Origin of the sequence: Thiothrix sp. (assembly GCF_028714775.1) — a bacterium.
Classification (GTDB): domain Bacteria; phylum Pseudomonadota; class Gammaproteobacteria; order Thiotrichales; family Thiotrichaceae; genus Thiothrix.
Map to the genome: position 1 here is coordinate 12,607 of NZ_JAQTLS010000010.1, position 19,535 is coordinate 32,141.

The following is a 19,535-nucleotide window of genomic DNA, read 5'->3' on the forward strand; positions in this document are numbered from 1 at the left end:
GCGGATTTCCGCCCTGTTTTGTTTTGTGGGTATCCTCCTCTCTGGCATAATCAGCCTATGTTCCCCAAGGCAAGCCACTACCCATGAGTTTCTACCAATACCACGTCTTTTTCTGCACCAACCAGCGCGAAAACGGGGAAGCCTGTTGCGCCAACTTTGATTCCCAAGCCATGCGTGACTACGCCAAACAGCGCACCAAGGAACTGGGTTTACACAAAGACGGCAAATCCCGCATCAATTCCGCCAGTTGCCTGAACCGCTGCGCCGAAGGCCCGGTGGTAGTCGTTTACCCAGAAGCCATTTGGTACACGTGGGTGGACAAAGAAGACATCGACGAAATCATCGAAAGCCATCTGCAAAACGGCAACCCCGTCAAACGTTTGATGCTCGACCCACAATGAGGGAAAAGCTGCATCATTACATCCGCTTGGTGCGGCTTGACCGGCCTATCGGCATTTATTTGTTACTCTGGCCTACGCTGTGGGCGCTGTGGATTGCAGCACAAGGTGTACCGGATTTCGGTATCCTATTTGTGTTTGTTGCAGGTGTGGTGCTGATGCGCTCGGCAGGGTGTGCCATTAACGATTACGCTGACCGTGATTTTGACCCACACGTACAACGCACCAAAACCCGCCCGTTAGCGGCTGGGTATATCACCTCACGGGAAGCTGTGGGCGTATTCGCCGTATTGGCCTTGCTGTCCTTCCTATTGGAACTGTACCTGAATACCCTGACCATCGCCCTGTCGCTGGTGGCGGTGCTGTTGGCAGTCACTTACCCGTTTATGAAACGCTTCCATCACTTGCCACAAGTGCATCTGGGCGCGGCATTTTCGTGGGCAATCCCGATGGCCTTCACTGCCGTCAGTGGGGAAATGCCGCCGTTGGTGGCGTGGCTGCTGTTTATTGCGGCAGTATTGTGGACGACCGCTTACGATACCCTCTATGCCATGTGTGACCGCGAAGATGACCTGAAAATCGGCATCAAGTCGACCGCCATCCTGTTTGGGCAGCATGACCGTTTGATCGTAGGCATTTTGCAGGTGGCGACCTTGCTATTACTGGCACTGGTTGGTGTCCTTGTCGGACGGGGTATTTGGTACTGGCTGGGTTTATTGGTAGCCAGTGGTTTCGCTGTTTACCAGCAATGGTTGATCCGTAACCGTGAGCCTTTGCCAAGCCTGCGAGCGTTCCTCAACAACCACTGGCTGGGGATGGCAGTGTTTGTGGGCTTGGCAACCGACTATGCGCTGGCGTAAGACGGTTACAAGTCCGTTCCTGCGCTGTCATATTTCCGTTACAATCCGTGCTTTATATTTTTTACCCTGAGCTTGCTTTATGTCCAGACAATCCAGTTTTACCCGTGAAGAACTCCTGCAATGCGGTCGTGGCGAAATGTTCGGCCCCGGTAATGCGCAATTGCCCACGCCAAACATGCTGATGATGGATCGCGTCCTCGAAATCAGCGCCGACGGCGGCACGCATGGCAAAGGCCACATTTTGGCAGAACTGGACATCACCCCTGACCTGTGGTTCTTTGATTGCCACTTCCCCGGCGACCCGGTAATGCCCGGTTGCTTGGGTCTAGATGCTATGTGGCAAATCATCGGTTTCTACCTTGCATGGCTGGGCAATCCGGGGCATGGGCGGGCACTCGGGGTTGGCGAAGTCAAATTCTTTGGGCAAGTACTGCCGAAAGCGAAAAAAGTTACCTACAAAGTCAACCTTACCCGCGTCATCACCCGCAAACTGGTGATGGGTATTGGTGACGCCAGCATGGAAGTGGATGGGCGCGAAATTTACACAGCCAAAGACCTGCGCGTTGGTCTGTTTACTTCTACGGAGAACTTCTGATCCGCCTACACTCCTGAATAGGGAACATGAACTTCTTGCCCGCTGGTTGTCCAATCGGGCAGGAAGTTTACCGCCACACTTGATCAGGAGAAGTACCATGAAAAAACAATTCGCAGCCTTGCTGCTGGGGCTATCAGCCTTGAGCGCTGCCCATGCCGAAGACAAACCCGTTTACGACCGCATTGCCTTCACCGTCAGTGCTGAAAAAGAAGTGCCCAATGATGTGCTGACCGCCGTCCTGTACGCCGAACAACAGGGGCAAGATACCGTGGCAATGGCGGATACAGTTAACCAAGCCATTACGTGGGCCATGGGGGTCGCCAAACAGGAAAGCGCCGTCGAAGCCCGCACGCTGGATTACACCACCAACCCGCTGTACACCGACGGGCGCGTGACCGGCTGGCAGGTACGCCAAAGCCTCCAACTCAAAAGCAAGGACAGCAAAACACTGAGCGGCCTGCTGGGCAAGTTGCAGGAAAAGCTGCGCATCGAAGGCATCAATTACAGCGTTTCGCCGGAAGTGCAAACCAGCACCGAAGACGAACTGATCAGTATCGCACTCGCCAATTTCAAAAAACGCGCAGACCAAGTTAAGACCAATATGGGGCGCGGGGAATACCGGGTGGTGCGCTTGGATGTGCAAGCCGCCAATGACTTCCAACCGCCCATGATGCGCATGGCAGCAATGGATGCAGCCGCTGCCGCCGCACCCGCCCCACCATCACTGGAAGCGGGCAAACAAAAACTCAAGGTGAACGTGCAAGCCGAGATTGAACTTTCAATCAATTAGCGGTATGATGCCGCCCTTTTCGCACGTACCGAATAATTTGAGGATTTCACAACATGAAGCCCGGCATTCATCCCAATTACAGAGAAGTCGTCTTTCAAGATATGACTAGCGGCTTCGCGTTCCTGACCCGCTCTACCATCAACACCAAAGAAAATATCGCGTGGGAAGACGGTAAAGAATACCCACTGGTTAAGGTGGAAATTTCCAGCCAGTCACACCCGTTCTACACTGGTAAGCAAGCAGTTAACACGACTGCGGGTCGCGTAGAAAAATTCAAAAACCGTTATGCGCGTGGCAAGTAAGCCCTAGCAGACTGTTTTGGAATCATGCATATTAAAGGCGTCCTTCATGGACGCCTTTTTTATTTGTTCGCCAGAGGAGATATGGAAATGCGCTATGCGGCGGTGTTGATAGGTATCGTATTGGCAATTCCGACCTTACTGGCGGGGTGCGCACCTAACCCGGTATCTGGGGAAAACCAGTTATCGCTCATGTCGGAATATGATGAAGTTGCTGCTGGGCAGCAAGCCGATCAAGAGGTGATGGCACAAAATACCGCGTACCGTGATGCCAGTTTGCAGGCGTATGTCAGCCGCATCGGGCAAATGATCGCAGCACAAAGCGACCGCCGTAACTTACCCTACCGTTTCACGGTGTTGGATGATCCTGCGGTCAATGCCTTTGCTTTACCGGGTGGGTATATTTACGTTACCACCGGGCTGATGGCTTACTTAAATTCTGAAGCGGAACTCGCCGGAGTATTGGGGCATGAAATTGGGCACGTTTGCGCCCGCCATAACGTCAGCCAAGCCTCGTGGGGCGCAGTCGGCGATATTGCCACCAAAGTGCTGGGCGAGAAACTGGGGAACCCGGAACTGATCAGCACCCTGACTGAACTGACCTTACGCAAATACGGGCGTGACCAAGAATTACAGGCCGATGGGCTGGGGGCAGAATACCTTGCCCGCGCGGGTTACGACCCCGCTTACATGGTCAATGTGATTGCCACTTTGCAAGCTTACGAACAGTTTACCGGCGGCGCGAGCGACCCGTACCGCGACCTGTATTCCACCCACCCCAGCAACGACATGCGCTTACAACAACTGATTGCGCAAGCCCGCCAATACGGCCCTGGCAGCCGCGATCCGGGGCATGATGCCTATCTCCACCGATTGGAAGGCTTACGGATGCCGTTGGGCAATGGGCAAACGGTACAAATGCACTTGATCACTGCCCGCCCCGGCGAAAGCTTCGAGACACTGGCGCAATCCAGCCGTTTACGTAACAATGCTGCGATGCATTTACGCCTATTAAATGGCCTGTTCCCGAACGGTGAACCGCGCCCCGGCCAATTGCTAAAAACAATCCAATAATACCCAAGGAGAAGTCATGTCCACATTGAAAGAAGATGCGTTGAAGTATCACGCCGAGCCACGCCCCGGCAAAATTGCCACGGAAATCACCAAACCCACTGCCACCCAACGCGACCTGTCATTAGCTTACACACCGGGTGTTGCTGAACCCGTGCGCGAAATCCACAAAGACCCCGAAGCCGCTTACAAATACACTGGCAAAGGCAATCTGGTCGCAGTCATTTCTGACGGTTCCGCCGTCTTGGGCTTGGGCAATGTTGGCGCATTGGCAGGCAAGCCAGTCATGGAAGGCAAGGGCGTACTGTTCAAACGCTTTGCAGATGTGGATGTGTTCGACATCGAAGTAGAAACCCAAGATGTGGAAGAATTCATTACCGTGGTAAAAAATATCGCGGGCACTTTCGGCGGCATCAATCTGGAAGACATTTCCGCCCCACGCTGTTTCGAGATCGAACGGCGCTTGCAGGAAATGCTCGACATTCCGGTATTCCATGACGACCAGCACGGTACGGCAACCATCATTGCTGCCGGGCTGATGAATGCGCTGGAAATCCAAGGCAAGCAACTCAACGATGTGAACATTGTGTGTGTTGGCGCAGGCGCTGCCGGGGTTGCTTCCATGAACCTGCTGACCGCACTGGGCGCAAGCAAACAAAAGCTGCTGATGGTGGATAGCAAAGGTGTGCTGCACACCGGGCGCACCGACCTGAATGCTTTTAAACGCCAATACGCCGTGGAAACTGACAAACACACATTGGCAGACGCTTGCCGGGATGCGGACGTATTTATCGGTGTTTCCGGGCCAAATGTCATGACGGTGGAAATGCTCAACAGCATGGCTGACAAACCGATTGTGTTTGCACTTTCCAACCCTGACCCGGAAATTTCCCCAGCATTGGCGCTGGCGGCGCGTGATGACCTGATCATGGCAACCGGGCGCAGTGACTACCCGAACCAGATCAATAATGTACTGGGCTTCCCATTCCTGTTCCGTGGGGCCTTGGATGTGCGGGCGCGTTGCATCAATACGGAAATGCTGAAGGCGGCGGTCAATGCATTGGCGGCACTGGCACGGGAACCTGTTCCGCAAAACGTGCTGGATGCTTACGGCTTGGATAAGCTGGAGTTCGGCAAGGATTACATCATTCCTAAGCCATTCGACCTGCGTTTGCGTGAGCGCGTACCGACAGCCGTTGCCCAAGCTGCTGTCGATACGGGTGTGGCAAGACTGCCCTTATAAGCCGTTGTAAGGCGTTAAGGGCACTGCGCTATGCGCCTGTGGGTTAGCCTGCGGGCGCTGCGTTACAGTCAGCGTGAGTTTTTCACCTTCACCCCGGATGCAGTAGCGTAAGCCGAGACGGTAGCAACGCTGGGCATTCTCCGGCTCTTTCATGGTATCCAGCAATTCCGCCAGCTCCAGATAGGCTTTGGTGTTCGGCGCTTGGTTGAGGCTGGACTCGTAATAGCTTTTCGCCATCCCCCACAATTTTTGCTGGTTGTACAGGCGAGCCAACAGCAGCAGCAAGGCTGGGTTATTGTCTGGGCGGCTGAGTTGCCATTTTTCCGCTTGCTGGATGGCATTACCCAAGCTGTGGTGCTGGATGCGCCCGTACAGGTCAGCAAGGCCATCATCCCAACGCTTACCCAAGTTATTGCTGATCAGACTAGCACAGCTAAGCTCGTCCCCCGCCGTGTGCAAAGCGCGGGCGTACAATAAGATGGCTTCGGGATTTTCGCGGATCACGCTGGGCAGCTTTTTCCACAAGCCCTGTAACTTGTCAGTTTGTTTGTTTTTGGCGTATTGCTGGAACATGGCTTGCAAAGTTGCGCCTTGCACCTTAGCCATTTCATCATTCTTCAGCAGGTTCTGTTTGATCAGTTCGGGCAACAACTCCAGCAGGCTATCCCAGTATTCCTGCCGGTACAGGACTTTTGCCAACAGCTTAAGCACATAAGGGTGTTTGGGGGAAAGCTCACGCAGGCGCGTCAGGGTTGCGTGCGCCTGCTCCAATTGCCCACTGATAATTTGCATATCAGCTTGGGAAACACCCACGGCAATATTGGCCTTGCTGTCACTTTCAATCGCCAATTTGAGCAATTCATCACGGCGCGAATAGGCTTCCCGCATGTGTGCGGCGCGTGCTGCCGCCAAGTAGTTGAGCACTGGCGTTTCGCTGTGGGGAGCGTGTTCCAGCAATACTTTCTCGGCCTTTTCCCAATGCCCTTCGGTCAACAGGATTAAGCCTTGGCTGAGCGCACGGTTAGCCTTGCTGCCCAGCCGCGCTTCCCGGTAACGGCTGAAGTTTTTACGCAAGCCGAAGACGTAACGCAACAGGGCAATCGAGAGGTAGAAAGCCAAACACGCCAGTAGCACAGCGGCAACCAGCGTGGCGGTTTTCATTTCCAAGCTCCACACGCCCCACGTAATGCTGGCAGTACCGGGATTGGAAAGCACCAATTGCCCCAGCCAGAACGCGCCTGCAACCAGCAACAGCAGTACGATGAGGTAAAAAATCATTCGCCCTTACCCCCTTTCGCGCTGGCTTTCGCAGGGTCTTTCTCGCTTGGCTTGGTTTTGCCTTCAGCCGCTGGTTGCTGTTTGGTGGTTTCTGTCTGGCGGGCACTTTCCAATTGCTTGAGGCTGGCAGAAATGTCCGGCATCACAGGTTTCAAATCCAGTTTGTCGAATTCACCCAGCTCTTTCAGCAGTGGCTCTGCCTGATCTTTGGGGTAGTAAGTGCTGGTGGTATCTTTCAGCAAACCAAGCTGGGCATGGAATCCAGCATTGTCACGTTGCAGCAGCAACAAGCGCAGGGTTTCCATGCGTAAATACAGCAACTGGTACAGGTTTTGGCGGGCATCGCCATCCAGCGCGGTTTGCAAGGGGCCATCGGCGCGGCGGATCACGATGGCATCGCTGAGCTTACGTTTATATTCTGCCCAGAGGGAATTGCCTTCCCCAAATTCCGGCTTCGGTTCTTCAACCGCTGGCTTATCCGGTGCAGGGGCAGCGGCAGGTAAGGGTTTAAGCGCCAGCATCATGGCACTGATGTGTTGCGAAGTAGCAGCAATGTCGGGCACGGCAGCCGCTTCCAGTGCGGCAATGTCGCGGGCAATCTGCTGGCGTACCGGCAAATAATTAACTGAACCCAATTTCGCCAACGCAGCATCGGCTTCTTTCAGGCTGTCTTTGGCTGTCTGGACATTGTTTGCCAGATGCAATTCGCGGTTCGCCACTTGCAAAAGGAACTCGACTTCCGCCACTTGCCACTCATCAGCCGTGGTAGGAGCAGCCGTTTGCTGCGCCCGCGCTTGCAGGAATGTTACTTGCTCAACTTGGGAGGCAACCGTGTCGGCAAACTGGCGGGTTTGCTCTTGCATCCGCGCCACTTCCTTGACGGCATCGGCACTGACGGTTTGGGATTGCGCGGTTTTATCCGCCAATTCCTTACGCAGGGCATCCATCGCATCATTGCGCGGGGTTTGCTGCAACTGCTCACGCAACGCCGCAATTTCAGCCAAACCTTTATTGGCCTTATCATTCATGCGTTGCCAGTGTTTATAACCCGCCGCAATACCGATCACCGAAAAAGACAGCGCCAAAATGGCAAGGAACAGGGCAAAACGCGCCCCACCCGCACGGGCGGCGTGCCCAGACTTTAGGTCACTGCTGTGTACGTCCAGCGTATCAACAGCGGTATCGGCGTTATTGTTATCAGCTTCGTGTGCTGTTTTGTCGATCATCGTGGGATTCCTGTGCCCATTGATTGAGTGCCTGCAACATGGCCTCATCGCCGGGATTGTCTGCAATGACAATAAGTCCTGTAAAACCGGCTTGCCGGGCTGTTACCAACATTCGCTGGCTACCCACAAGCAGGGGAACCGTTTTTATCCAGTCAGGATTATCCAGCAACGTGAGCAGGTTCAAAAGCCCTTCGCTGCTGGTGATGGCAATTATATCAAGCTGCTGGCGTTCGTGGTGTTGTTTCAGTTGTCCGGCATCATGTTTTGGACAAATACGTTGATAAACATCCACATAATCCACCACCGCACCGCGCTGGCGTAAGCCATCTGCCAATAACTCACGCCCTCCCTCACCCCGAAAAATCAGGATACGCTTGCCCGCAAGCTGTTGTACTTCCGGCATCGCCAGAAAATCTTCGCTGGTAAACCCTTGCGCCGGAACCCATTGGGGGTTGAAACCGCGTTCTTGCAAGGCTTTTGCTGTCTTTTTACCAATTGCACCTAAAGTCAGGCGCTGTAAAACTTGTTGCTGCACGTCATCCAGTGCTGCAAGGCCAAAGGTAACAGCATTGGCACTGATGAACAGCGCCGCATCGTAAGACGCCAAACTTGCCAATATTGCCTGCGCCGCCTGCGGTTGGTCGCTTGCCCTGACTTCAATGACAGGGATACACAAGGCTTGCGCTCCGGCTTGTTCCAGTTGTTGCCGAAAAGCTTCCGACTGGTGTGCAGGGCGGGTAACAACCACCTGCAAGCCGTGCAAGGTTTTAGGCATGAATGCCCAGCGACGCCAATACCTTGTCACCGCCTTGCGCCAACAAATCTTCCGCAACCATAACCCCCAGCGATTCGGGGTCTACCGAGCAACCGCGCAATTCACAAGTATAGACCGCAGAACCATCGGGGAAGCCGATCAAACCGCGCATCCGCAATGCCCCATCATCCAACTCGGCAAAACCCGCTACCGGAATTTGGCAACCACCATTGAGGCGCTTGTTCATGGCGCGTTCGACACGCACACAAACTGTCGTTTCCGCATGACGCAAAGGAGCCAGCAGGCTTTCCACCCGAGGGTCATTACGGCGGCATTCAATCCCCACCGCACCTTGACCAATCGCAGGCAAGCTCTGTTCGGTCGACAAGTAAGCCGTGATACGTGATTGGAATTCCAAACGGATCAAACCCGCCGCTGCCAAAATGATGGCATCGTATTCGCCATTATCCAATTTCGACAGGCGCGTATTGACGTTGCCACGCAAATCTTTGATCTGTAAATGCGGGTAACGCGCCCGGATTTGGGTTTGGCGGCGCAAGCTGGACGTGCCCACAATAGCGCCTTGCGGCAAATCATCCAAGGTGGCATAGCGGTTAGAAACGAAAGCATCACGCGGGTCTTCGCGCTCAAGGATAACCGGCAGGTGCAAACCTTCGGGGAAATCCATCGGCACGTCTTTCATGGAATGCACCGCAATATCAGCCGTACCTTCCAGCATCCCCATTTCCAATTCCTTAACGAACAAACCTTTGCCACCGATTTTGGATAGCGGGCTGTCGAGGATTTTGTCACCGCGTGTGACCATGCCAACCATTTCGATTTGCAGGCCGGGGTGGGCTTCTTGTAAGCGGCGGGCGACGTGTTCGGCCTGCCACATGGCGAGGGGACTGGTGCGGGTTGCGATGCGGATCGTGTCAGCCATAATTCCTACGTGTGCCTGATTCATAGAATTTCTGCACTTTACGGCAAAGTGGGCAAGACTTCCATCCCTTGCACCGGGAAGTCGCGCATACCCCGATTACCTTAACGTAATGTAACGTTGCAACGAAATACTGCATTGTTCCTTGCTTTTTCCGCCATTCAGACTACATTAAGGTTTCAATCAATGGAATGATGAAAATAACATGGAAGTTACCCCCTAATTCTTCCCTTTATATTTGATTGAGAGGGAACTCAGGCGACATTTCCGTTGCCTGAAACACAGTGCGCCGAGGTTCAAGCCCAAGCCTCGACGCACTTATCCCGCTTGTAGCCGGGTTCCTTATCGTGCCACACTTCTGCTACCGTAAAACCTGACAACCCCTGTTGCAAGAAGACATACTAACGTGCAAGCAAGCGCTGACCGCATCCCAATTACCCTGCTAACTGGCTTTCTCGGCAGTGGAAAAACCACCCTGTTGAATAACCTGCTCAGACCGTCGTTCTGGGAACGGCTATTGCGTGCGCCGCCGCTGACCGCCGTCATCATGAATGAGTTCGGCAGTGTAGGGCTGGATCACCAATTAGTGGGAAACACGAACGGCCCGATGGCACTGCTTTCCGGCGGTTGCGTGTGTTGCGAAATCCAAGGCTCACTCGTCCCCACCCTGAAAAACTTGTGGATGGGACGGCGCGATGGGGTGATTCCCCCGTATGAGCGCATCATTATTGAAACCACAGGTATCGCCGACCCGATGCCGATCATGGAAACCTTGCTGCGTTCCGACTGGGTAGCCAAACGCCATTATCTGGATGGGGTTGTGACCACGGTGGACGCGGTATTTGGCAACAGCCAGCTTGACCAACATTTTGAAGCCGTAAGGCAAGTCGCCGGGGCAGACCGTTTGCTGCTGACCAAAACCGACCTTGCCGATGCTGACACCATCCGGCAATTGGAAGCCCGCCTCGCCAGCACCAACCCTGCCGCCCCCATTGCGCATGTGCGTAATGGTGATGTTAACCCAGACACTATTTTCAAACTCCGCGCTTACCACCAGTCGGAACCCGCCAAAGCCAAGCAATGGCTGGCGGCAGACAATTTCCGTATTGTCGCGGCAAATCCCGTGACGCAAGCGGCTATCCGTAACCCTGCCGCACCTAGCCCTAAGGGCACGGATGGGCGCATCCGCAGTTTTTCCCTGACCTTCGACCAACCCTTGCGCTGGGCTGATGTGTCGGCAGCATTGGAAACACTGGCGGAATTCTGCCACCAGCGCCTGTTACGCATGAAAGCCATCGTCAATGTCCAAGAACATCAAGGCCCGGTGGTGTTGCACGCTGTCCAACACCTGTTCTACCCGTCGGTGGAATTGCCCGCATGGCCTGATAACGATCATCGCAGCCGCTTCGTCTTTATCACTGCCGATCTCGACGAAGCCTATGTCAGCAACTTGCTGAACGCTTTTACCCAAACTGTTAATACTTCCACCTAGCGAAAGGAGATGCACATGAAACTCCCCACTATCCTGATCAGTACCCTCAGCCTGCTGTTTACCTTCTCGGCGGGGCAGCTCTACGCCGACGATCAAACCCAAGCTGCCGCCGCCCCTGTCGAACACGAAGAACATGGCGCACACGAACACGGCACAGCAAAACTTTCCCTGTCTGTCGGGGAAACGGGGCTAGAAATCATGCTCGACTCCCCCGCCGTTAACCTCGTCGGTTTTGAGCACATGCCTGACACTGACGAAGACAAGCAAAAACTGGACGACTTGGTGGAAAAATTGGAAGGTGGCGATGAACTGTTCAACGTCAACCCCGAAGCCGAATGCGAACTGAAAGACACCGAAGTACTTTCCGGGCTACTGGGTGATGACATCGGTAACGCGGAAGCTGGCACAGAAACCGCACCCACCACCGCAGAACCCCAAAATAGCGATGCCCACAATGATGTGGACGTTACGTGGGCATACGCCTGCAACAAACCCGCCGAGTTGAAAGAAGTCGCGGTCAAACTGTTTAGCGCGTTCCCGGAAGGTTTCCAGCGCATCAACGCCGAATGGGTAACAGACAAAGGCGCGTCAGCCGTGGAACTGGGACAAGACGACACCATCAAACTGACCCCATGAACGTGATCGAACTGCAAAACTTGCACTACCGTTGGCACAGTCAAATCCGCGACACGCTGGCAATTGCGAACCTGCATGTGGCGCAAGGCGAACACCTGTTCATCAAAGGCGCAAGCGGCAGCGGCAAAACCACCTTGCTCAATCTGCTGGCGGGCATCCTCACTCCCACCAGCGGCAGCCTTAGTATTCTGGGGCAAGCGCTGCATAGTATGGGCAGTTCCGCCCGCGACCGCTTCCGTGCTGACCACATGGGGGTGATCTTCCAGCAGTTCAATTTGTTGCCTTACCTGTCAGTACTGGAAAACGTGCAATTGCCCTGCCACTTTTCCACCCGCCGTAAGCAACAAGCAGGGAATACCTTGGTGGAAGCCAACCGCCTGTTGGATCATCTGGGGCTGGATGCCGACTTGCGTAACCGTTCCGTCACCGACTTGAGTGTGGGGCAACAGCAACGGGTAGCAGTAGCTCGAGCACTGATTGGCAACCCGGAATTGATCATTGCGGATGAACCGACTTCCGCACTCGACACTGACACCCGCGACGGTTTCCTCGACTTGTTATTCCGGGAAGCTGAAGCACAGGGCAGCACCATCCTCTTTGTCAGCCATGACCCGCACATCGCCAGCCATTTCCCGCGCGTGGTGGATTTACGCGAGGTAAACCAACCATGATCCTGCTCAAACTTACCCTCCGCAGCCTGTGGAACCGCCGCGCCAGCCTATTGCTTACCGTGTTTTCCATCGCCATCAGCATTGCGCTGCTACTCGGGGTTGAATACATCCGCAAGGAAGCCAAGGCCAGTTTCCTCAGCACCATTTCCGGCACGGATTTGGTGGTGGGCGCACGCAGCGGCCCGGTGCAATTGCTACTTTACAGCGTATTCCGCATCGGCAATGCCACCAATAACATCAGTTGGCAGTCGTATCAGGAAATCATCGGCAATCCGCTGGTGGAATGGTCAGTGCCGTTGAGCTTAGGTGATTCCCACAAGGGCTACCGGGTGTTGGGGACGAATCAGGACTATTTCCGTTACTACCGTTACGGAGACAAGCAGTTGCTGGATTTCTCCGCAGGCCAGCCGTTTGCAGGCGTGTATGACGCCGTGTTGGGCGCAGAAGTCGCCCGCAAGTTGGGGTATAAACTGGGGGATAACATCGTGCTGGCGCATGGAACCGCGTCGGCAAGTTTCGCCTTACATGCCGATAAGCCCTTCCATGTGGTGGGCATCCTCAAGCCGACTGGCACGCCCATCGACCGCACGGTGCATGTCACGCTGGAGGGCATTGAAGCCATCCACGTCGACTGGGTAAGCGGTGTGCAAGTGCCGGGCTACCACATCAGCGCGGAAGAGGCTGTACAAAAAAACTTACGCCCCAAACTGATCACTGCGTTTTTGGTGGGTTTGAAAAACCGCGCCGCCGCTTTCCGAGTGCAACGCGAGATCAATGAATACCAACGCGAGCCGCTGCTAGCAGCCTTGCCGGGCGTGGCACTGGCTGATTTGTGGCAAGCCATCGGGATGTTTGAAACCGTGTTGCGCATCATCAGCGGTTTCGTGGTGGTAGCAGGTTTGCTGGGAATGCTGACCATACTACTTTCCACCCTCAATGAACGGCGGCGGGAAATGGCGATCTTGCGGGCAGTCGGCGCACATCCACGGCAGGTGTTTTTGCTGTTCGTGCTGGAAGCGCTGGTGCTGGTAGTACTGGGCTGTCTGGCTGGGGTAACACTGGTCTATGCGGCACTGTTCGCTGCCCGCCCGTGGGTGGTGGCTGAATATGGCTTTTACTTGCGTACTTGGATACCGGATATGCCCAATGTGCTGATGCTTGCGGTGGTGGCGGGGCTTGCGCTACTGTTCAGCCTGATTCCGGGGGCAATTGCTTACCGCCGTTCCCTGCAAGATGGTTTGACCGTAAGGGTATGATGATGAAAACAACGATTCTGTTGGCAATCGTACTTGCCAGTTTGCTCGCAGCCTGTGGCGACAAGGAAACAACCACAGCAACCCCAGCCAGCACCGCCCAACCCGCCACGATGGGGACTCCCAATACGGCATTGCCTGCTGATGCCCCTGTTGTTGGCACACTGATCAACAGCCTAATCAAACCACCGGATACCGAACTGGCGAAGCTCAAGGCGCAAAACGCCGAATATAAAGAACTGGCGTGGGAAGACCTCGAACTGCCGGGGCAGGGCTTGGCAGACATCATGAAAAAGTACCAGCCGCAAATCGACGCCATTCCCGAAGGCGATCCGAAAGAAAATGCAGTCCTAGAAAAGATGCAGGCCGAACTTAATAATGCCCCCGTTAACCCCGCGCTAAATGGCAAAAAGGTCAAACTTCCCGGCTTCGTTTCCCCGCTGGAAGTGGACGAAAAAACCGATACGGTGAAGGAATTCCTGCTCGTACCTTTCTTTGGCGCGTGCATCCATGTCCCGCCGCCCCCCGTCAACCAGACCATTTTGGTCACACCACAATCAGGCAAGTCCATCAGTATGGGCGATATGTATTCCCCCATCTGGGTTTACGGCACGCTCAGCACCACCGGAAAACACACAGACCTAGCCGATGCGGGCTACCAGATCAATGATGCACGGGTGGAAATCTACGAAGAGACGGAACCCACCACGCCTGCAAAAACCGGCAACTAAGGCTTATCCGCAGCAGTGGCGTAGTGCGTTAAGCCGCGCCACACCAACCAGTAAAGCAGGATACCCAACGCATCCGCAGCCCAATCCGCCACGGAAAATGAGCGCCACGGCGTGAACGCTTGCAATATCTCAATGACCGCGCCGTAAGAAAGCAGTAAAGGTGCTTTCCAGTACCAAAAGCTGCGTAACGTTGCCAAATCTAACAGGAAAGCAAAGCCGAAAAAGGCGGCAGCGTGAGCCAGCTTGTCGCGGTTGTTGAATTCCAGCCCCATACCGTCCATCGGCAGTAAGGCAAGCACCAACCCGATAGCCATCAGGCACAGAAATACTATTTTTACGACCCGCCGGGTGGGTGGCTGAATCGCCAATAAGCGTGAGAGAATGGCTTGCATGGATATACCTGCTAATGTGTTCAATCAAGACTGGTTGTTAGTAACGGGCTTCGTCCTGTTCCTACTGCTGGTGCAAGCATTCCGCCACGCGCCGTGGGGCTATGTGCGCGAGCACACCCATGTTTACCTTGGCGCTATCGTGTTTGCAAGCACCTTCTGGCTGTTGCGGGCGGGGATTGGCAGTAACCTCAATTTCCACTTCTTGGGTTTCACGCTCATGACGTTGCTGTTCGGTTGGCGCTTGGCCTTGATTGCCGCCACCGCTATCGTGGGCATTACTTTTTGGCGCTTGGATGCTGGCCTGCTTGCTGTCCCCAGCAATACCTTGGTCATGGGCGGCATCCCGATCCTGATCACCCATTGGCTATTGCGTTGGAGCCAGCGGCGCTTGCCGACCAACATTTTTATTTTCGTGTTCGTCAATGCGTTTTTAGCCGCGATACTCAGTATTGTTGCGGTCATTGCGGTGGGCAGCTTGCTGCTGTGGTGGACGGAAACGTTTTCGGCGTATTACCTGCAAACCAATTACCTGCCCTATATCCCGCTACTGATGCTGCCGGAAGGGCTGCTCAATGGCATGTTGACGGTGATTGCGGTGGTGTATGTACCTCAGTGGATACCCGCTTTCGACGATACCCGTTACCTGCGCAAATGAGGGGGATGACCCATCAAACAGGATAAAGTTCCCGCATTGATGCAAAATAACCGCTTGATTTGCAAACCGTTGATAACTAAATAGATGGAGCCAACGGAATATTTGCCCCATTAAGGGGCATCCGGTATGGTTGCCGGTTTGTGTCAATTGAATGGATTAAGAAGAAAACTTATGGAAAAGATCATATCTATCGCGCTTGGCGTAGCGCTAGTGATTGCTTTGTCAATCGCATCGACTCCGCTCAACTTCGCTGATGCGGCTTCCCACAAAGCCCACCGTGCCAAATCGCATCATGTCGGCGGCGGCGGTGGTTGCCAAACCTTAAGCCCCAGCAGCTTGGAACAGAAAGCCAGCCAGTATGGGCAACCGATTGCCAGTGCCTCTTCCAAATACGGGGTAAGCAAAGACCTGATCAAAGCCGTGATTACCATCGAAAGTTGTTTCAAATCCACCGCACGTGGCTCTTCCGGTGAAAAAGGTTTGATGCAACTCATGCCGGGGACAGCCCGCCGTTTCAATATCAACAATGGCTACAATGCGTGGCAAAACATCCACGGCGGTGCGCGTTACTTGAGTTTCTTGCTGGGGCATTACGACGGTAACGCCAGACGTGCTATAGCTGCTTACAATGCGGGCGAGGGTAATGTCAGTAAAGGTGGGCGGATTCCGAACAGCGGCTATGTCAGCAAAGTCATGCACGCCTATGGCAAATTCTCCGATGGTCAAGACCGTATTTATAAAGCAAGTGTTGCCGAAACGTATGCCGATACCTCAGTGGAACCTCGCGCCAAACCCATCAAAGCGGTGTTGCGCCAAGCATCATCATCCAGCAAAGCCAACCAAGCGGTGTTGCGGGCTAAGGTGGAAACCAACCAAGTTTTCCCGTGGGATGATTTGCATGTGGGGTCTGCCAGAGGAGGCTCAAACACTTATGCCGTAAAAGCGGGCGACACCGTGTATGAAGTCATGCGTCAAACCCGCGTGCCAGTACGCCAGCTTATCAGCCTGAATAGCCTGCCCGCACCTTATGGGATCAAGGCGGGGCAGGTATTGCGCCTACAATAAGCGTTTAGCTGTTGTTATTGCCCCCAAAGTTGGCCCGCCCGACAATCAGCGGGTCAGCTTGGCTGAGGTTACGCAGGTCTTTGCCTTTGTAATCCAGCTTGTTGAGCACGTAACGCATCGCATTGAGGCGGGCGCGTTTCTTGCAGTCTGATTTGACGATGATCCACGGGCATTCGGAAGTGTCGGTGTGGTAGAACATCGCCTCTTTCGCCTTGCCGTATTCGTCCCATTTTTCGAGGGATGCCAAGTCAATCGGGCTGAGCTTCCACTGCTTGAGCGGGTGAATTTCACGCTCTTTGAAACGGCGGCGCTGTTCTTTGCGGCTGACCGAGAACCAGAACTTGATGATATGGATGCCGCTATTGACCAGATTACGCTCCAATTCCGGCGCTTGGCGCATGAACGCGAGGTATTGGTTTTCGTTACAAAAACCCATGACACGCTCGACGCCTGCACGGTTGTACCAAGAACGGTCAAACAGCACGATTTCACCCGCTGACGGCAGGTGTTGGATGTAACGCTGGAAATACCATTGCCCCTGCTCCATTTCAGTGGGCTTTTCCAAGGCGACGACACGCGCACCACGCGGATTAAGGTGTTCCATGAAACGCTTGATTGCGCCACCTTTTCCCGCCGCATCACGTCCCTCAAAGAAAATCACGACACGCTGCCCGGTTTCACGTACCCACGCTTGCAGTTTGAGCAGTTCCACTTGCAGGTGGTATTTTTGCTTCTCATAATTCTTGCGTGACAGGCGGTTTTTGTAGGGGTAAACCGCATTGCGCCAGTCATCCACCAATTCATCATCGGGGCTAACCGGCATCCGCGCTTCGTATTTCTGCCAGCGTAACAACGCCGCCTTCAGTGCCGCTGCGTCATCTGGGGATGCGCCTTCGAGGATAGATTCGAGTGCTTTCATCGCCTCGGCGCTGTTCGCAGGGCGCGGCTCGGTATGTTCCAGAATGTCTTCTACCGCACTGAACTGCGCATCTTGCGCTTCCGCGCTGGACTGGAGGACAGCAAATTCTTCCACACCGGCGGCTGTCACTGCTGCGTCCACTGCTGGGGGGTTATTGGTTTTTTCTTGATCCATCGTTTTGCTCCACATTGCTCATTAATATAAACACCTAAACCGTTCATGTTACCTAAGTACAAGATAGCGCATGGTGACAAATGTCAGCAGACATTTTGCCCATTACGCAGTTTCAATCTTCGGGATGTTAAACAACAAATCGACGAGGGCTTTATTGAGGTAATAATTTTCCCGCCCCAGCCTATGCTTTTCCAAAACGCCATCAACCGCTAACGCATCCAGATAACGGGTGGCTGTCGCCCTCGACACGTTCAGGTCATGCTCCAAAAACTGCACTTTCGTGTAGGGATGACGAAAAATATTGTTAATCAAATCTTGGCTGTAAAAACGGTGATTGTCCCTGATGTGGTGCTTTTGTTGCTGCAACAAGCGCCTGATGCCTTCGATCAACGTAATGGTGTGTTTTGCCGTCAAACCAACGCCGCGCACTATGTAAATGACCCAGTTTTCCCAATTCCCCGTATCACGCACCTCTTGTAACAAGCGGTAATAATCTGTTTTGGTGTGGTTGATGTAACGGCTCAAATACAAGACAGGCGCATCCAACAACCCTTCTTTCACCAAGTACAGAATGTTAATGATCCTGCCCGTTCGACCATTACCGTCATAGAAGGGATGAATGGTTTCAAACTGGTGGTGGATAATCGCCATCCTGACCAATGGGTCAAGTTGGACGCAACCATCATGCAGTATCTGCTCCAGATTACCCATCAGCGACGGTATTTGTTCCGGGGAAGGCGGTTCATAGACGACTTGCCCAGTTTTATCGTTCCTGAGAACCGTTCCCGGCACTTTCCTGAAACCTGCCCGATTGCTTTCCAACGTTTCCTGTATCGCCAAGATGCTGTTCAAGGTCAACAAACCATGCTCACGCACCCGCTGATAACCAACCGATAAGCCATCGGCATAATTGGAGACTTCTTTCGCTGCCACATCATGCACATCAGCCTGTAACCTGTACTTGAACAGCGCATCTTGCGTGGTGATGATATTTTCGATTTCAGAACTGTCTTGGGCTTCCTGCAAACTGAGCGTTGACAATAGAATTGCCTGATTAGGCATGGTCTTCGCGATACCCTTTAATTCTGCAAGGTAGCGGTGGGCTACAATCAGTGCCTTGAGGATACCGGAAGTTTCCAGTTGGGGAAGCAACGCTGCCAGTGAGATAGTTTGCATGTTATCCATCTTCTCAGAAATGCGGAAATTTGGTATACATCCTCCTCCACCTTCTCAAAAAACGCAATATTTGAGAACAAAACGGAATATTCGAGGGTACTCCTTCCCTGACAAGTGGATGTCTTGATAGATTCCCCCCGACAAGACCAATGAGATTGAACTGTGAATCCAACTCTCCAACACCACCTAACCCGACTCGCCAACCCCGTTGACGCTGCCAACCTCCAGCGTTTCTTCAAAACCGCCCACGGCGAATACGGCGCGGGCGACCAGTTCCGTGGCATCCGCGTCCCCGCGCTGCGGCAACTGGTGAAGCAATACCCGAACCTCAGCCTGCCGGAAGTGGAAACCCTGCTGCATTCGCCGTGGCACGAAGACCGTCTGCTGGCACTGCTGATGCTGGTGCGCCAATACCCCAAAGCGGACGCGCCCAAACAGGCGGACATTTTCGCGCTCTACCTGCGCAACCTGCCGCGCATCAACAACTGGGATTTGGTCGACACCTCCGCCGAACACATCATCGGTGCACACCTGCTGGCGCAAGACCGGGCATTGCTCACCCAACTGGTCGCTTCCACCAACCTGTGGGAACGGCGGATCGCGGTGATGGCAACCTTCCACTTCATCAAGCGCGGCGACTTTGCTGACACCCTCACGCTGGCAGCGCGGCTGCTCACTGACCGCGAAGACCTGATCCACAAAGCCGTCGGCTGGATGCTGCGCGAAATCGGCAAGCGCGACCTGTCGGCGGAAGAAACCTTCTTGCAAACGCATTACCGCCAGATGCCGCGCACGATGCTGCGTTATGCGATTGAGAAACTCCCCGAAGAGCGCCGCCAGCAGTATTTGAGCGGCACAGTGTAGATTTAGCGCAAACACTTGTTCCCCGTTTACCAGCAAACCTATACTCCAAATGT

22 protein-coding genes are annotated in these 19,535 nt (G+C 54.1%); 15 read left to right on the forward strand and 7 right to left on the reverse strand.

Annotation, left to right across the window (positions count from 1 at the left end; all coding sequences use genetic code 11):
- The first annotated feature begins 83 nt into the window (after positions 1 to 83).
- The 7 genes from PHE17_RS10760 (at position 84) to PHE17_RS10790 (ending at position 5,256) form a co-directional block, all read left to right on the forward strand.
- The gene (locus tag PHE17_RS10760) at positions 84 to 401 is read left to right on the forward strand and encodes a (2Fe-2S) ferredoxin domain-containing protein (protein ID WP_301015850.1); all 318 of its coding nucleotides are present in this window, start codon (positions 84 to 86) and stop codon (positions 399 to 401) included.
- A complete protein-coding gene (gene ubiA / locus PHE17_RS10765) occupies positions 398 to 1,258 on the forward strand; it encodes a 4-hydroxybenzoate octaprenyltransferase (protein WP_301015851.1) in 861 nt (286 codons plus the stop codon). The genes PHE17_RS10760 and ubiA overlap by 4 nt, the downstream gene beginning before the upstream one ends.
- A 79-nt stretch (positions 1,259 to 1,337) precedes the next feature.
- A complete protein-coding gene (fabA, locus tag PHE17_RS10770; RefSeq protein ID WP_301015852.1) occupies positions 1,338 to 1,853 on the forward strand; it encodes a 3-hydroxyacyl-[acyl-carrier-protein] dehydratase FabA in 516 nt (171 codons plus the stop codon).
- A 97-nt stretch (positions 1,854 to 1,950) separates the two neighbouring features.
- Positions 1,951 to 2,643 carry an SIMPL domain-containing protein gene (locus tag PHE17_RS10775; protein ID WP_301015853.1) on the forward strand — a complete coding sequence of 231 codons (693 nt, stop codon included), beginning with the start codon at positions 1,951 to 1,953 and terminating at the stop codon, positions 2,641 to 2,643.
- Positions 2,644 to 2,696: 53 nt separating this feature from the next.
- Positions 2,697 to 2,945: a type B 50S ribosomal protein L31 gene (locus PHE17_RS10780; protein ID WP_301015854.1), complete on the forward strand. Its 249-nt coding sequence runs from the start codon at positions 2,697 to 2,699 to the stop codon at positions 2,943 to 2,945.
- 81 nt (positions 2,946 to 3,026) lie between these two features.
- Positions 3,027 to 4,016 carry a M48 family metalloprotease gene (locus PHE17_RS10785; RefSeq protein ID WP_301015855.1) on the forward strand — a complete coding sequence of 330 codons (990 nt, stop codon included), beginning with the start codon at positions 3,027 to 3,029 and terminating at the stop codon, positions 4,014 to 4,016.
- Positions 4,017 to 4,032: 16 nt separating this feature from the next.
- On the forward strand, positions 4,033 to 5,256 hold the full coding sequence (locus PHE17_RS10790) for a malic enzyme-like NAD(P)-binding protein (RefSeq protein WP_301015856.1): 1,224 nt from the start codon (positions 4,033 to 4,035) through the stop codon (positions 5,254 to 5,256).
- Here the strand turns inward: PHE17_RS10790 and PHE17_RS10795 are convergent.
- From PHE17_RS10795 to hemC, 4 genes are read right to left on the reverse strand one after another with little or no spacing between them, the layout of a single operon-like run.
- Positions 5,251 to 6,534, reverse strand: a complete 1,284-nt coding sequence (locus tag PHE17_RS10795; RefSeq protein WP_301015857.1) for a heme biosynthesis HemY N-terminal domain-containing protein — start codon at positions 6,532 to 6,534, stop codon at positions 5,251 to 5,253. The genes PHE17_RS10790 and PHE17_RS10795 overlap by 6 nt on opposite strands.
- Positions 6,531 to 7,760, reverse strand: coding sequence for a uroporphyrinogen-III C-methyltransferase (locus PHE17_RS10800; protein WP_301015858.1), 1,230 nt, complete (start codon positions 7,758 to 7,760; stop codon positions 6,531 to 6,533). The genes PHE17_RS10795 and PHE17_RS10800 overlap by 4 nt, the downstream gene beginning before the upstream one ends.
- Positions 7,732 to 8,535 carry a uroporphyrinogen-III synthase gene (locus PHE17_RS10805; protein ID WP_301015859.1) on the reverse strand — a complete coding sequence of 268 codons (804 nt, stop codon included), beginning with the start codon at positions 8,533 to 8,535 and terminating at the stop codon, positions 7,732 to 7,734. The genes PHE17_RS10800 and PHE17_RS10805 overlap by 29 nt, the downstream gene beginning before the upstream one ends.
- Positions 8,528 to 9,457: a hydroxymethylbilane synthase gene (gene hemC, locus PHE17_RS10810; RefSeq protein WP_363320104.1), complete on the reverse strand. Its 930-nt coding sequence runs from the start codon at positions 9,455 to 9,457 to the stop codon at positions 8,528 to 8,530. Before hemC ends, PHE17_RS10805 begins: the two co-directional genes overlap by 8 nt.
- A 403-nt stretch (positions 9,458 to 9,860) precedes the next feature.
- Between hemC and PHE17_RS10815 the strand changes: the two genes are divergently transcribed.
- From PHE17_RS10815 to PHE17_RS10835, 5 genes are read left to right on the forward strand one after another with little or no spacing between them, the layout of a single operon-like run.
- Complete coding sequence (locus PHE17_RS10815; protein ID WP_301015860.1) at positions 9,861 to 10,946, forward strand: GTP-binding protein; 1,086 nt, start codon at positions 9,861 to 9,863, stop codon at positions 10,944 to 10,946.
- A gap of 15 nt (positions 10,947 to 10,961) precedes the next feature.
- Positions 10,962 to 11,582 (forward strand): DUF2796 domain-containing protein, encoded by a 621-nt coding sequence (locus PHE17_RS10820; protein ID WP_301015861.1) that lies wholly within the window; start codon positions 10,962 to 10,964, stop codon positions 11,580 to 11,582.
- Positions 11,579 to 12,253 (forward strand): ABC transporter ATP-binding protein, encoded by a 675-nt coding sequence (locus PHE17_RS10825; protein ID WP_301015862.1) that lies wholly within the window; start codon positions 11,579 to 11,581, stop codon positions 12,251 to 12,253. Before PHE17_RS10820 ends, PHE17_RS10825 begins: the two co-directional genes overlap by 4 nt.
- Entirely contained in the window at positions 12,250 to 13,509 is a 1,260-nt protein-coding gene (locus PHE17_RS10830) for an FtsX-like permease family protein (protein ID WP_301015863.1), read from the forward strand. The genes PHE17_RS10825 and PHE17_RS10830 overlap by 4 nt, the downstream gene beginning before the upstream one ends.
- A gap of 2 nt (positions 13,510 to 13,511) precedes the next feature.
- Positions 13,512 to 14,237: a DUF3299 domain-containing protein gene (locus tag PHE17_RS10835; protein WP_301015864.1), complete on the forward strand. Its 726-nt coding sequence runs from the start codon at positions 13,512 to 13,514 to the stop codon at positions 14,235 to 14,237.
- Here the strand turns inward: PHE17_RS10835 and PHE17_RS10840 are convergent.
- Positions 14,234 to 14,629 (reverse strand): VanZ family protein, encoded by a 396-nt coding sequence (locus tag PHE17_RS10840; protein WP_301015865.1) that lies wholly within the window; start codon positions 14,627 to 14,629, stop codon positions 14,234 to 14,236. The two genes, PHE17_RS10835 and PHE17_RS10840, sit on opposite strands and share 4 nt — an antisense overlap.
- Here PHE17_RS10840 and PHE17_RS10845 point away from each other — a divergent pair.
- Together PHE17_RS10845 and PHE17_RS10850 are read left to right on the forward strand one after the other, a co-directional pair.
- On the forward strand, positions 14,628 to 15,284 hold the full coding sequence (locus PHE17_RS10845) for an energy-coupling factor ABC transporter permease (protein WP_301015866.1): 657 nt from the start codon (positions 14,628 to 14,630) through the stop codon (positions 15,282 to 15,284). The two genes, PHE17_RS10840 and PHE17_RS10845, sit on opposite strands and share 2 nt — an antisense overlap.
- 171 nt (positions 15,285 to 15,455) lie before the next feature.
- Positions 15,456 to 16,349: a transglycosylase SLT domain-containing protein gene (locus tag PHE17_RS10850; RefSeq protein WP_301015867.1), complete on the forward strand. Its 894-nt coding sequence runs from the start codon at positions 15,456 to 15,458 to the stop codon at positions 16,347 to 16,349.
- Positions 16,350 to 16,353: 4 nt separating this feature from the next.
- On the opposite strand, the gene ppk2 is transcribed toward PHE17_RS10850, so the two are convergent.
- Both ppk2 and PHE17_RS10860 read right to left on the reverse strand, forming a co-directional pair.
- The gene (gene ppk2, locus PHE17_RS10855) at positions 16,354 to 17,172 is read right to left on the reverse strand and encodes a polyphosphate kinase 2 (RefSeq protein ID WP_301016021.1); all 819 of its coding nucleotides are present in this window, start codon (positions 17,170 to 17,172) and stop codon (positions 16,354 to 16,356) included.
- 372 nt (positions 17,173 to 17,544) lie between these two features.
- A complete protein-coding gene (locus PHE17_RS10860; protein WP_301015868.1) occupies positions 17,545 to 18,618 on the reverse strand; it encodes a Fic family protein in 1,074 nt (357 codons plus the stop codon).
- A gap of 162 nt (positions 18,619 to 18,780) precedes the next feature.
- Here PHE17_RS10860 and PHE17_RS10865 point away from each other — a divergent pair, with 162 nt between their 5' ends.
- Entirely contained in the window at positions 18,781 to 19,482 is a 702-nt protein-coding gene (locus PHE17_RS10865) for a DNA alkylation repair protein (protein ID WP_301015869.1), read from the forward strand.
- Positions 19,483 to 19,535: the final 53 nt, after the last annotated feature.

What these genes read in the sequence shown, in the direction of transcription:
- PHE17_RS10760 (WP_301015850.1), top strand. Translation starts at nt 84, where the DNA reads ATGAGTTTCTACCAATACCACGTCTTTTTCTGCACCAACCAGCGCGAA.
- ubiA (WP_301015851.1), top strand. Translation starts at nt 398, where the DNA reads ATGAGGGAAAAGCTGCATCATTACATCCGCTTGGTGCGGCTTGACCGG.
- fabA (WP_301015852.1), top strand. Translation starts at nt 1,338, where the DNA reads ATGTCCAGACAATCCAGTTTTACCCGTGAAGAACTCCTGCAATGCGGT.
- PHE17_RS10775 (WP_301015853.1), top strand. Translation starts at nt 1,951, where the DNA reads ATGAAAAAACAATTCGCAGCCTTGCTGCTGGGGCTATCAGCCTTGAGC.
- PHE17_RS10780 (WP_301015854.1), top strand. Translation starts at nt 2,697, where the DNA reads ATGAAGCCCGGCATTCATCCCAATTACAGAGAAGTCGTCTTTCAAGAT.
- PHE17_RS10785 (WP_301015855.1), top strand. Translation starts at nt 3,027, where the DNA reads ATGGAAATGCGCTATGCGGCGGTGTTGATAGGTATCGTATTGGCAATT.
- PHE17_RS10790 (WP_301015856.1), top strand. Translation starts at nt 4,033, where the DNA reads ATGTCCACATTGAAAGAAGATGCGTTGAAGTATCACGCCGAGCCACGC.
- PHE17_RS10795 (WP_301015857.1), bottom strand. Translation starts at nt 6,534, where the DNA reads ATGATTTTTTACCTCATCGTACTGCTGTTGCTGGTTGCAGGCGCGTTC.
- PHE17_RS10800 (WP_301015858.1), bottom strand. Translation starts at nt 7,760, where the DNA reads ATGATCGACAAAACAGCACACGAAGCTGATAACAATAACGCCGATACC.
- PHE17_RS10805 (WP_301015859.1), bottom strand. Translation starts at nt 8,535, where the DNA reads ATGCCTAAAACCTTGCACGGCTTGCAGGTGGTTGTTACCCGCCCTGCA.
- hemC (WP_363320104.1), bottom strand. Translation starts at nt 9,457, where the DNA reads ATGGCTGACACGATCCGCATCGCAACCCGCACCAGTCCCCTCGCCATG.
- PHE17_RS10820 (WP_301015861.1), top strand. Translation starts at nt 10,962, where the DNA reads ATGAAACTCCCCACTATCCTGATCAGTACCCTCAGCCTGCTGTTTACC.
- PHE17_RS10825 (WP_301015862.1), top strand. Translation starts at nt 11,579, where the DNA reads ATGAACGTGATCGAACTGCAAAACTTGCACTACCGTTGGCACAGTCAA.
- PHE17_RS10830 (WP_301015863.1), top strand. Translation starts at nt 12,250, where the DNA reads ATGATCCTGCTCAAACTTACCCTCCGCAGCCTGTGGAACCGCCGCGCC.
- PHE17_RS10835 (WP_301015864.1), top strand. Translation starts at nt 13,512, where the DNA reads ATGAAAACAACGATTCTGTTGGCAATCGTACTTGCCAGTTTGCTCGCA.
- PHE17_RS10845 (WP_301015866.1), top strand. Translation starts at nt 14,628, where the DNA reads ATGGATATACCTGCTAATGTGTTCAATCAAGACTGGTTGTTAGTAACG.
- PHE17_RS10840 (WP_301015865.1), bottom strand. Translation starts at nt 14,629, where the DNA reads ATGCAAGCCATTCTCTCACGCTTATTGGCGATTCAGCCACCCACCCGG.
- PHE17_RS10850 (WP_301015867.1), top strand. Translation starts at nt 15,456, where the DNA reads ATGGAAAAGATCATATCTATCGCGCTTGGCGTAGCGCTAGTGATTGCT.
- ppk2 (WP_301016021.1), bottom strand. Translation starts at nt 17,172, where the DNA reads ATGCCGGTTAGCCCCGATGATGAATTGGTGGATGACTGGCGCAATGCG.
- PHE17_RS10860 (WP_301015868.1), bottom strand. Translation starts at nt 18,618, where the DNA reads ATGCAAACTATCTCACTGGCAGCGTTGCTTCCCCAACTGGAAACTTCC.